Annotated in this window: 10 protein-coding genes; 4 read left to right on the forward strand and 6 right to left on the reverse strand. The window is 73.5% G+C overall.

Going from position 1 to position 11,476, the window contains the following annotated elements; genetic code table 11:
• The 4 genes from ACFTXQ_RS29355 to moeZ form a co-directional block, all read left to right on the forward strand.
• Positions 1-1,016: hypothetical protein (locus tag ACFTXQ_RS29355; RefSeq protein ID WP_382646282.1), on the forward strand; the 1,016-nt coding region annotated here is incomplete at its 5' end.
• Entirely contained in the window at positions 1,013-2,032 is a 1,020-nt protein-coding gene (locus ACFTXQ_RS29360; RefSeq protein WP_382646285.1) for an NAD-dependent epimerase/dehydratase, read from the forward strand. The genes ACFTXQ_RS29355 and ACFTXQ_RS29360, both read left to right, overlap by 4 nt.
• Positions 2,020-2,784: a spherulation-specific family 4 protein gene (locus tag ACFTXQ_RS29365; protein WP_382646287.1), complete on the forward strand. Its 765-nt coding sequence runs from the start codon at positions 2,020-2,022 to the stop codon at positions 2,782-2,784. Before ACFTXQ_RS29360 ends, ACFTXQ_RS29365 begins: the two co-directional genes overlap by 13 nt.
• A gap of 62 nt (positions 2,785-2,846) precedes the next feature.
• A complete protein-coding gene (gene moeZ, locus ACFTXQ_RS29370; RefSeq protein ID WP_382646289.1) occupies positions 2,847-4,025 on the forward strand; it encodes an adenylyltransferase/sulfurtransferase MoeZ in 1,179 nt (392 codons plus the stop codon).
• 76 nt (positions 4,026-4,101) lie between these two features.
• On the opposite strand, the gene ACFTXQ_RS29375 is transcribed toward moeZ, so the two are convergent.
• The 6 genes from ACFTXQ_RS29375 to narH form a co-directional block, all read right to left on the reverse strand.
• Complete coding sequence (locus tag ACFTXQ_RS29375) at positions 4,102-5,682, reverse strand: alpha/beta hydrolase (RefSeq protein WP_382646292.1); 1,581 nt, start codon at positions 5,680-5,682, stop codon at positions 4,102-4,104.
• A 242-nt stretch (positions 5,683-5,924) separates the two neighbouring features.
• Positions 5,925-7,301 carry a protoporphyrinogen oxidase gene (gene hemG / locus ACFTXQ_RS29380; RefSeq protein ID WP_382646293.1) on the reverse strand — a complete coding sequence of 459 codons (1,377 nt, stop codon included), beginning with the start codon at positions 7,299-7,301 and terminating at the stop codon, positions 5,925-5,927.
• The gene (locus ACFTXQ_RS29385) at positions 7,289-8,536 is read right to left on the reverse strand and encodes a TIGR04053 family radical SAM/SPASM domain-containing protein (RefSeq protein ID WP_382646296.1); all 1,248 of its coding nucleotides are present in this window, start codon (positions 8,534-8,536) and stop codon (positions 7,289-7,291) included. The genes hemG and ACFTXQ_RS29385 overlap by 13 nt, the downstream gene beginning before the upstream one ends.
• Positions 8,533-9,258 carry a respiratory nitrate reductase subunit gamma gene (gene narI / locus ACFTXQ_RS29390; RefSeq protein ID WP_382646299.1) on the reverse strand — a complete coding sequence of 242 codons (726 nt, stop codon included), beginning with the start codon at positions 9,256-9,258 and terminating at the stop codon, positions 8,533-8,535. The genes ACFTXQ_RS29385 and narI overlap by 4 nt, the downstream gene beginning before the upstream one ends.
• The gene (gene narJ, locus ACFTXQ_RS29395; protein WP_382646302.1) at positions 9,258-9,950 is read right to left on the reverse strand and encodes a nitrate reductase molybdenum cofactor assembly chaperone; all 693 of its coding nucleotides are present in this window, start codon (positions 9,948-9,950) and stop codon (positions 9,258-9,260) included. The genes narI and narJ overlap by 1 nt, the downstream gene beginning before the upstream one ends.
• Positions 9,947-11,473, reverse strand: a complete 1,527-nt coding sequence (gene narH / locus ACFTXQ_RS29400; RefSeq protein ID WP_382646305.1) for a nitrate reductase subunit beta — start codon at positions 11,471-11,473, stop codon at positions 9,947-9,949. The genes narJ and narH overlap by 4 nt, the downstream gene beginning before the upstream one ends.
• Positions 11,474-11,476 lie beyond the last annotated feature (3 nt).

The raw sequence follows: 11,476 nt of genomic DNA on the forward strand, positions 1-11,476 counted from the left end.
ACTCATCACAGCACGCGGCGCCGCCGCCGGGGCTCCGCCCCGGACCCCGCGCCTCAAACGCCGACGAGGCTGAAGTCGCCCCCGGCGAGGCGGGAAGTGCACCGGTGCGGCGGCGCGGTAAGGGGGATCCCGTCAAGGCGTTGCTGCACCGGCACCGGGAGTTGTGCGAGCGCGCCGTCGATCCGCTGGAGATCGCCGCCGGGCTGGAGGCGCACGGCATCACCGACCGGACCGCCGCGCGGTTCCGGCACCGGGACGTGTTCTCGCTCGCCGAGGAGATGTACGCCCGCACCCCGAGAGGAGAGGCCCCCGCCGGCGCGCGGCCACCGGCACGGGACGACGCGTTCCGCGGCCTCGGCTACGCCCTCCTGCCCGGCGCCCTCGCCTTCGGGGCGGCCGCCGCCGGGCTGGCGTGGGTTGGGCCCCTCGCCGTGGCCGTCACCGCCGCCGCCCTCGTCTGGCCCGGGCGGGCCGCCACCGGCCGGTTCCCCTACGCCGCGCACCTGCTTGCCGCGGCCGCCACCGGCTGGGCCGCGCACCGGCACGGCGCCGCCCTGGCCGTCGGCCTCGCCCTGGCCGTCGCCCCCGGGCACCTGCTCGCCGCCGCCTTCGCCGCCCGCGCCAGGGCCCGGCTCGCCGGGAGCCGCGCCCTGGAGGACTTCGCCGACCGGGCCCGGCCCCTCCTCCTGGCGGCCGTCGCCGCCTTCGCCGCGGCCGCCGCCGGGGCCGCCGCGCTCGCCCGGGCACCGCTCGCCGCGGTCCTGCCGCTCGCCCTGGTGCTCTTCCTGACCCGGCTCCTGCTCCGCCACGGCACCCACCGCGGGCCCGTGGCCGCCGCCCTCGTACTCGCCCTGGTCCCGTTCCCCGCGGCGGCGCCCGCCGCCGCGGCGGGACTCCTCGTACACGCAGTCCTCGCGCTGTCCCGCGCATCCGCCCATGCGCGGCCCCATCCACCCACCCGCAAGGAGAAACAGAAGATGACCGGCCAGCCAACCAACCAAGGGGCCACGCGATGAGGGTGCTGCTGATCGGAGCCAACGGATACCTCGGCCGCTACGTCGCCGACCGGCTGCTCGCCGACCCCGCCGTCCAGCTCACCGCGCTCGGCCGCGGCGACGACGCCGACGTCCGCTTCGACCTGGCCACCGGCAGCCCCGGCGCGCTCACCCGGTTCCTCGACGCCGTCCACCCGGGCGTCGTCATCAACTGCGCGGGCGCCACCCGCGGCGGAGCCCGGGAACTGACCCGGCACAACACCGTCGCCGTCGCCACCATCTGCGAATCGCTGCGCCGCAGCGGCTGCGGGGCCCGCCTCGTCCAGCTCGGCTGCGCCGCCGAGTACGGGCCCAGCCAGCCCGGGTCGTCGACGGCCGAGGACGCCGTCCCGAGACCCGGCGGGCCGTACGGAGTCAGCAAGCTGGCCGCCACCGAGCTCGTGCTCGGCTCCGGTCTGGACGCCGTCGTCCTGCGGGTCTTCTCGCCCGTCGGCCCCGGCACCCCGGCCGGATCCCCGCTCGGCCGGCTCGCCGAGGCCATGCGCCGCGCGATGCAGTCCGGCGACGGGGAGCTCAAGCTCAGCGGGCTCGGCGTGCAGCGCGACTTCGTGGACGTACGGGACGTGGCGCGGGCCGTGCACGCCGCCTCGCTCTCCGCCGCCCAGGGCGTCGTCAACATCGGCACCGGCCGCGCGGTCCGGCTGCGCGACGCGGCCGCCGTCCTGGCCCGGGTCGCCGGCTACGGGGGCGCCCTGCACGAGCTGGACGTCCCGCACGGCGGACCGCAGCAGGCCCACGGACACCCCGGGCACCCGGGCCGCCCGGCCGGGCTCGCCGCGATCGGATCCCCCCGCTCCGAGGCGACGGCCGAGCAGCTGGCCGCCGCGGCCCCGCCCCCGTACCCGTACCCCGACGGCTGCGGCGCCTGGCAGCAGGCCGATGTCCGCACCGCCCGCGACCGCCTCGGCTGGCGGCCCCGGATCAACCTGGAGGAGTCCCTCGCGGACATCTGGATGGAGGCCGCGTGCCGCATCTGACCACCCCGCCGGGAGCCGCGGCGGCCGCCACGACCGAGGCCGGCCGCCTCGGCCTCGGCATCCCCGGCTACGCACACCCGTTACTCGCGCCCGTCGAGTGGGCCGAGCTGACCCGCCCAGGGACCCCCCTGCACTGGGCCGTGCTCAACGTCACGGACGGCCCGGGCGGGCGGCCCGACCCGCACTGCACGGAAGCCGCCGCGAAGCTGCGCGCGGTCGGCGGCACGGGCCCCCGGCTCCTCGGCCATCTCGCGATGCGGGACGGCGAACGGAGCTTCGGGGAGCTGGTCTCCGACGCGCACCGCTTCCGCGACTGGTACGGGGTCGGCGGCTTCTACCTCGCCGGCGCCCCGGCCGGCAAGGCGGAGCTGGCCTCGGTGCGCCGCGTCGCCGACACCCTGCGCGGCCTCGGCGAGGACGTCCGGATCGTCCTCGGACACGGCACCCACCCCTGCGAGGGCTACGCGGAGGTCGCCGACCAGCTGGTCACCTTCTCCGGGGCCTGGGTCGACTACCGCTGGTCACAGGTGGCGGAGTGGACCGCCGACCACCCGCCGGAGCGCTTCTGCCACCTCGTGCACGGGGTGCCCCGCACCCACCTGGAGGAGGCCATGCGGATCGCCCGCTGGCAGGGCGCGGGCACCATCTGGTTCACCGACCGGCGCGGGGCGGCGGACCGGGACCCCTGGGCCTCAATGCCCGCGTACTGGGACGAAATCGTCTCACGTATCGGGACAGGTGTCTTGGAATGAAGACGGGCGTGGCAGTGTTACGGGAGAACCACCATGAAGTCATACCCATCTACGGAGTCCCCGTGTCGCTGCCACCCCTGGTAGAGCCAGCTGCTGAGCTCACCGTTGACGAGGTCCGTCGGTACTCCCGCCACCTGATCATCCCGGATGTCGGGATGGACGGCCAGAAGCGCCTGAAGAACGCCAAGGTGCTGGCCGTGGGCGCGGGCGGCCTCGGCTCGCCCGCCCTCATGTACCTGGCCGCGGCCGGCGTCGGCACGCTGGGCATCGTGGAGTTCGACGAGGTCGACGAGTCGAACCTCCAGCGCCAGATCATCCACAGCCAGGCGGACATCGGCCGCTCCAAGGCCGAGTCGGCCCGCGACAGCGTACTGGGCATCAACCCGTACGTGAACGTGGTCCTTCACGAAGAGCGGCTCGAAGCCGAGAACGTGATGGAGATCTTCAGCCAGTACGACCTCATCGTCGACGGCACGGACAACTTCGCCACGCGCTACCTGGTCAACGACGCCTGCGTGCTGCTGAACAAGCCGTACGTGTGGGGTTCGATCTACCGCTTCGACGGCCAGGCCTCGGTCTTCTGGTCCGAGCACGGCCCCTGCTACCGCTGCCTGTACCCGGAGCCCCCGCCGCCGGGCATGGTCCCGAGCTGCGCCGAGGGCGGCGTGCTGGGCGTGCTCTGCGCGTCCATCGGGTCCATCCAGGTCACCGAGGCCATCAAGGTCCTCACGGGCGTCGGCGAGCCGCTGGTCGGCCGCCTGATGATCTACGACGCCCTGGAGATGCAGTACCGCCAGGTCAAGGTCCGCAAGGACCCCGACTGCGCGGTCTGCGGTCCGAACGCGACCGTCACCGAGCTCATCGACTACGAGGCGTTCTGCGGCGTCGTGTCGGAGGAGGCCCAGGAGGCGGCCGCCGGGTCGACGATCACTCCCAAGCAGCTCAAGGAGTGGATCGACGACGGCGAGAACATCGAGATCATCGACGTCCGCGAGATCAACGAGTACGAGATCGTCTCGATCCCCGGCGCGAAGCTGATCCCCAAGGGCGAGTTCCTGATGGGCACCGCCCTCCAGGACCTGCCGCAGGACAAGCGGATCGTCCTGCACTGCAAGACGGGTGTCCGCAGTGCGGAAGTCCTCGCGGTCCTGAAGTCCGCGGGCTTCGCGGACGCGGTCCACGTCGGTGGCGGCGTCATCGGCTGGGTCCACCAGATCGAGCCCGAGAAGCCGGTCTACTAAGCAGGTGCCGAAGGGCCGTACCTCCCGAGTGGGGTACGGCCCTTTGCCGTGTCCGGCCTGACTGCGGCCCGCCGGGTCAGGTGGTTCCGGTCTGCGTGGGGCTCGGGGTCGTCCCCGCGGTGCAGACCGCGCCGGCGGCGGGCGGCTTCCCGTCCAGGAGGTAGGTGTTCACCGCCTTCTGCACGCACGCGTCGCCGCTGTTGTACGCGCCGTGCCCCTCGCCCTTGTACGTCAGCTCCACGCCGACGCCCGGGCCGAGCCGTTCCACCATCTTGCGGGCGCCCTCGTACGGGGTGGCCGGGTCGCCCGTGCCGCCGATCACCAGGATCGGGGCGGCTCCCGGCGCGGACACGTCCGGGGTCTCCCAGGCGCCCGCGACCGGCCAGTCGGTGCAGCTCATCATCGCCCAGCCGAGGAAGTCCCCGAAGACGGGCGAGGCCGAACGGAACGCCGGCAGCTTGGCCTTGGTCTGCTCCAGCGTGTACCGGTCCTTGGAGTCCGCGCAGTTGATCGCGGTGTTCGCCGCGCCGATGTTGCTGTACCGGCCTTGCTGGTCACGGCCGTTGAGGGCGTCGGAGAGCGCGAGCAGCAGCTGGCCCTGTCCGCCGTCCGCCTCGTCGAGGCCCTTCTCCAGCAGCGGCCACAGCTCCTTGGAGTACAGGGCCTGGGCGATGCCGTTGGTCGCGGCGCTCTCGGTCAGCTGCCGGTCGCCGATGCCCGCGATGGGCTTCGCGGCCAGGTCCTTCTGGAGCTTGATGATGTTCGCCTCGATCTCCTTGGCGGTGCTGCCCTGGAGCCGGCACTCGTCGCCGCGGTCCACGCAGTCCTGGGCGAAATTGCCGAGCGCGAGCTGGAAGCCCTCCGCTTGGCCGAGCGCGCTCTCCTCGGAGGTCTTGGTCGGGTCCACGACGGCGTCGAAGACGGCCCGGCCGACGTTCTTCGGGAAGAGGTGGGCGTAGACCCCGCCGAGCTCGGTTCCGTAGGAGATCCCGAAGTAGTGCAGCTTCTCGTCGCCGAGGGCCTGGCGGAGGCGGTCCATGTCGCGGGCGGCGTTCTCCGTGCCGACGTAGGGGAGCACCTTCCCGGAGTTCTTCTCGCATGCCTTCTGAAAGGTGCGGATGTTGTCGACGTAGGACTTCTCCTGCTCCGGGGTCACCGGTGTGAAGTCCTCGGCGAAGTACGCGTCCAGCTGCCTGTCGTCCTCGCAGCGGACGGGGGCGCTGCGGCCCACCCCGCGGGGGTCGAAGCTGACCAGGTCGTACCGGGCGCGCAGGGCCTCGTACTCCTTGGCGGCGCCGGGCAGGGTGGCGATGCCGGAGCCGCCGGGGCCGCCGAAGTTGAAGACGAGCGAACCGATGCGGTCCTTCTGGTTGCGGGCCTTCGCGCGGATCAGGGCGATCGGGATGGTCTCGCCCTCGGGCTTCGCGTAGTCGAGCGGGACGTCCAGGGTGGCGCACTGCCAGTCCTTGGGCGGGGCCTGCCCGCCGCCCTCCGCGGCGGTGGGGGCCTCGCACCCGCCCCACTTGAGGGGCTTGACCTCCTCGGCGCCGCCGGCCTTCGTCTTCTTCCCGTCGCCGCCGTCGGAGCACGCGCCGGTGGTGAGCAGCGCGGCCGCGAGGGCGGCGGTGGCGGTGACCCGCAGGGCTTTTCTCGGCATGCCCCCATCCTGTGCGGGGTTGGACCGGGCCGCCCCCGCGATGACCCATCCGGGGGGCACGTACAGCCGGGGCGGAGCCCGGCGCGGCGAAGCCGCCCAGGGGCCGGCTCCGGCGGGGCCGGGCGCGCGCCGGGGCACCTCCTCGGGCGCCGAACGTGGCCAGGGGCCGGACAGGGGCGGCGGGACGGCGTCCGGCGCCCAGCGGGGGCGCCCCGGCACACACCCGGCCCCGCCGGAAGTGGCTAGGCGGCCAGGACCTCGCGGGCGGCCGTGCGGCCCGTGGCCACGCAGGCGGCCACGCCCACGCCCTCGTAGGCCGCGCCGCACAGGGCCAGGCCCGGGAGCTTGGCGGCGGCCTCGCGGATGCGGGTGACGCGGTCGCGGTGGCCGACGGTGTACTGGGGGAGGCCGCGGTCCCAGCGGGTCACGCGGGTGGCGAGCGGTTCGCCGATGGGGCCGACCGCGTGGTGGAGTTCGGTGATCGCGGTGCGGACCAGGTGGCGGTCCGGGTGGGCCAGGAGGTCGTCCTCGCCGACCCGGCCGATGGAGGCCCGCAGGACGAAGGTCTCCGGTGCCGAGGTGGTGAGCCAGGACCACTTGTTGGACAGGAAGGAGGCCGCCTTCAGGGTGTGGCCGTCCACCGGCGGGACGAGGAAACCGTTGCCCTCCGGGAGGAAATGGGCCTGGGCCCGGGCGAAGGCCATCGTGATCACGGCGGTGGAGGCGTGGGGGATGGCCGCGAGGTCCGCCTCGGCGAGCGGCGAGTGCGGGCGCAGGAGTTCCGCCGCCGCGAAGGCGGGCAGGGCCAGGATCACCGCGTCCGCCTCCATGGTGAGGGCCCCGTCGGCCGTCATGGCCTGGACCCGCCAGCGCCCGGCCGGCGTGCGGTGGAGCGCCCTGGCCGTGGTGCCGGTGAGGATGCGGGCTCCGCTGGACCGCGCGACGGCCCGGGGGAGACGGCCCGCGCCGCCCGCCACGCCCCGGACGGCCACGGGGGCCGGGCGGGGGGCGCCGGCCCCCTTCATGCGGCGCAGGGCGGGCAGCAGGGGGGCACCCTGCTCGGCGAGGGCCGCGATCCGGGGCATCGCGGCGCGCAGGGAGAGGCGGTCGGCGCGGCCGGCGTAGACCCCGCCCAGCAGCGGCTCGACGAGGCGGTCCACGGCCTCCTGGCCGAACCGGGAGGCGAGGTACGCAGCGACCGAGCAGTCCTCGGTGAGGGGGACCGCGGGGAGGGTCTCCTCCGCGGCCACGCGGTTGACGCCTTCGGGGGAGAGGAGGCCGGTGCCGGCCAGGGCCTCGGGGTCGGTCGGTACGCCCATGACGTGCCCGGCCGGCAGCGGGCGCAGCGCGCCGTTGGTCCAGATGGCGGTGGGGGCCTTCGCCGGATCGCACAGGGCGTCGCCCAGTCCGACGGCGGCCGCCAGCTCCACGGCCTCCGGCCGCAGGGCCATCAGGGATTCCGCGCCCTCGTCCACGGCGATCCCGGCGATGGTGCCGGTACGGAGCTTGCCGCCGACCTTGGAGTGGCTCTCCAGCACGGTGACGTCGGCCCGGCCGCGCAACTGCCACGCGGCGGCCAGCCCGCTGATGCCGCCACCGATGACGATTACTGAACGCATATGTCTTCTCCTGTCCCATATCGACGATATGGGGGGTGTGCGGGCCGGCGCCTCGTGCTTTCGGCCAGAGATGCGATCTCTGCGGAGTAGGGGAAGCTGCCCGGTTCGTACGCGCAGTACGGGTCCGTCTCCAGGACGTCGCCGGTGAAGCCGTACGCCCGCGAGCGCGAACCCCCGCACACCGCCTTGAACTCGCAGGCCCCGCAGTTCCCGCGCAGCAGGGAAGAGTCTCGCAATTGCGTGAACAGGTCCGATTCCCGGTAGATCCCGGTCAGGGGGCGGGACTTGACGTTGCCCGCCGAGAGGGGGAGGAAGCCGCTCGGGTGGACCTCTCCCGTGTGGGAGACGAAGACGAACCCGCGCCCCGAGGAGACGTCCATCGGCGGCCGGCGCACCGCCCGGTGCTCCCCGTCGAACAGCCCCAGCTCGGCGGCGCGCGCCGAGAGGCGCCCGTACAGCGGGCCCAGCCGCGGCCGCTCCCCGCGCGCGTCGAGGACGGCGCGCTGGAGGGCGACCCGCCGGAAGTGGTGGCCCTCGGTGGTCTTGGTGGCCATGACCGAGCCGCAGTCATAGAGGAAGTGCAGGACGTCCTCGGTCTCGTCGGGCGTCAGCGAGTCCAGCTGCCCGCCGCGGCCCGTCGGGACCAGGAGGAAGCCCGACCAGAGCATCGCGCCCTCCCGGCGGACCAGGGCGGCGATGTCGGCCAGGTCCTCCAGGCTGCTCCGGGTGACCGTGGTGTTGATCTGCACCTTGAGGCCGAGCTCGCGGGCCGTCCGCCAGCCCTCCAGGGTCCAGTCGTAGACGCCGGGCACGCCCCGGAAGGCGTCGTGCCGGCCGGGCGTCGAACCGTCCAGCGAGAGGGACAGGGCCACCGCCCCGGCCTCGCGCACCGCGAGCAGATTGGCCCGGGTGAGGGTCGGGGTGCCGGAGGGGGAGACCGCGACGCGCAGGCCCAGCGAGGTCCCGTACGCGACCAGGTCGGTGAGGTCGGCGCGCTGGAAGGGGTCCCCGCCGGTGATCACGAACAGGGGGCTCGGCCGGCCGAAGGCGGCGGTCTGCTCCATGACGCGGCGGGCCTCGGACCCGTCGAGTTCCTCGGGGTGGCGGGCGGTCTGCGCCTCGGCCCGGCAGTGCAGGCAGGCCAGCGGGCAGGCCCGGGTGGCCTCCCAGATGACGATGAACGGGCGCTCGGAGACGGCGTGCCGGGGCGTACGGACGACCGTGCGCGGCGTCACGAGACCCGCTCCCAGCCGCGCCTGTCGGGGCGGTTCGCCGGCTGCTTGGGGTCCCGCCTGCGGTAGACGACGTACGGCCGGAACAGGTACTGCAGGGGCGCCGAGAACATGTGCACCAGTCGCGAGTAGGGGATCAGCGCGAAGAGGGTGAAGCCGAACAGGACGTGCAGCCTGAAGGCGAGCGGGGCGCCCGCCATCAGCTGGTAGTCGGGGGAGAGGGCGAACAGGCTGCGGAACCAGACCGAGACGCCCTCGCGGTAGTTGTAGCCGCCGGTCTGCCCGGTGGAGTTGAGGACCGTGGCGGTCAGACCGAGCAGCATCGCGCCCAGCAGGAACGTGTACATCAGGTGGTCGCTGCGCAGCGTGGCCTTGCGGACCGCCGGGACCGTGAAGCGGCGGTAGACCAGGATCCCGATGCCGGCGGCGGCCGCGACGCCCGCGACCGCGCCGGTGGAGACGGCCAGCAGGTGGTAGGCGTGGTCGCTCAGCCCGAGCGCGTCGGTCCAGCTCATCGGGATCAGCAGGCCCACGACGTGGCCCAGGACCACGAAGAGCATGCCGAAGTGGAAGAGCGGCGAGCCGATGCGCAGCAGGCGCGATTCGTGCAGCTGGGTGGAGTGGGTGGTCCAGCCGAAGCGGTCGAAGCGGGCCCGCCAGACCGTGCCCGCGATCAGCAGCGCGACCGAGACGTACGGGAGCACGCCCCACAGGAGGAGGTCCATCAGGCCGTCTGCCTTTCCGCGAGGGTGGGCCACGGGAGATCGGTCGCACGGGCCGGGGGGCCCGCCGGGAGGTCCTGCGGCATGTCGAGCCCGGGGCCGAACGGTTCGAGCGGAGAGCCCGCGCCGACCAGCTCCTGCGGCGGACCGCTGCGCGCGAGCGCCTTCGCCTCGGCCTTCGTCTCGGGGGAGGGCCCCGGCAGCGTCCCGCAGACGGCCTCCAGGACCCGCGCGTACGGGGACCCGGACTCGGTGAGCGCGAGCCGCAGCAGTTCCAGCCCGGCCCGGTGCTCCTGGAGCAGCTCGGTGCCCGCCTCCGGCACGCGGGCGGCGAACTCCAGGGCCACGGGCAGGAAGTCGGGCAGCTCCTCGCCCGCGTACTCCAGCCCGAAGTCCCGGTAGATCCGCTTCAGCCGGACCAGGGACAGCCCGCGCCGGCGCGTGTCGCCGTCCACCCACCAGGTGAGGTAGAGGCAGCGCCGGTTGCGGGTGTCGAAGGTCGAGGTGTACTGGGCGCACAGCTCGATCGGGGTCTGCGCCTCGGCCTCGTCGAGGAAGGCGCCGAGCAGCGCGGCCGGTTCGGCGGGCGCCCCGGCGAGGGCCGCGCGGAGCCGCGGGAGTTCGTCGTGGAAGTAGTCGCCGGGGTACTGCAGGACACAGCCCGCCACCAGTCTCACGTAGGCGTCCGGGGTCACGAAGACCTCCTCGTCGGGCTCAGGTTGAGCATCACGCGCGCATCGCCGCCCACCGAGCCCACGGGGCAGGCGTCGTCGTCCAGCGGGTGGGTCTCGGCGAGCGCCTCCGCGTCGGCGCGGGCCGAACTCGGGATCACGAACCGGTCCTCGGGCTTGGCGATCGCGAGGAGGCGGAACATGTCCTCCATCTCGGCGCCGGTCAGGCCGACGGCCGCCGCGATCGACTCGTCCTTCTCCTCGCCGAGGTTGATCCGGCGCATGTAGGCGCGCATCGCCGCCATGCGCCGCAGCACCGCCTCGACGGCGTACGTGTCGCCGGCGGTGAGGATCGCCGCGAGGTACTCGACGGGGATGCGCAGGGCGTCGATCGCCCCGAAGAGGTTGCCCGCGTCCTCGCCGTCGCTGCCGGTGGCGGCGACCGCCTCGACGACGGGGGACAGCGGGGGCACGTACCAGACCATGGGCATCGTCCGGTACTCCGGGTGGAGCGGGAGGGCGACCTGGTAGGTGGCGATCAGGTCGTGGACCGGCGACCTCTGCGCGGCCCCGATCCACTCCCGGGTGATGCCGCTGCGCTCGGCGGCGGCGGTCACGGCCGGGTCGTGCGGGTCGAGGAAGCACTCCAGCTGGGCGGGGTAGAGGTCGTGCTCGTCCTCCACGGCGGCGGCCTCGGCGACCTTGTCGGCGTCGTAGAGCATCACCCCGAGGTAGCGCATCCGGCCCACGCAGGTCTCGGAGCAGACGGTCGGCATGCCGACCTCGATGCGCGGGAAGCAGAAGGTGCACTTCTCGGCCTTGCCGGTGTGGTGGTTGAAGTACACCTTCTTGTACGGGCATCCGGTCACGCACATGCGCCAGCCCCGGCACTGGTCCTGATCGACCAGCACGATGCCGTCCTCCTCCCGCTTGTACATCGCGCCGGAGGGGCAGGAGGAGACGCACGCCGGGTTCAGGCAGTGCTCGCAGACCCGGGGGAGGTAGAACATGAAGCTCTGCTCGAACTCGAAGCGGATCTTCTCGCCGACCTCGTCGCGGATCTTCTCGACGACCGGGTCCAGGGGTGCGTTGGCGGGGGCGCCGCCGAGGTTGTCGTCCCAGTTCGGGCCCCACTCGATCGTTTCGATGGGTTCGCCGGTGACCTGCGAGACGGGGCGTGCGGTGGGCAGGTCGTCGCCCGCCGGGGCCTCGGTGAGGTTCCTGTACTCGTACGTCCAGGGCTGGTAGTAGTCGTCGATCCCGGGCAGGTGGGGGTTGGCGAAGAGACCGCCGAGCTTCTTCAGCCGCCCGCCCGCCCGCAGGCGCAGCCTGCCGGAGCGGGTGCGCTCCCAGCCGCCCTTCCACTTCTCCTGGTCCTCCCAGCGGCGGGGGTAGCCCTGGCCGGGGAGGGTCTCGACGTTGTTGAACCAGGCGTACTCGGTGCCCTGCCGGTTGGTCCACGCCTGCTTGCAGGTGACCGAGCAGGTGTGGCAGCCGATGCACTTGTCGAGGTTCATGACCATCGCCACTTGAGCCATGACGCGCATGGG

It is taken from the genome of Streptomyces sp. NPDC057010, from assembly GCF_042673805.1.
Taxonomy (GTDB): domain Bacteria; phylum Actinomycetota; class Actinomycetes; order Streptomycetales; family Streptomycetaceae; genus Streptomyces.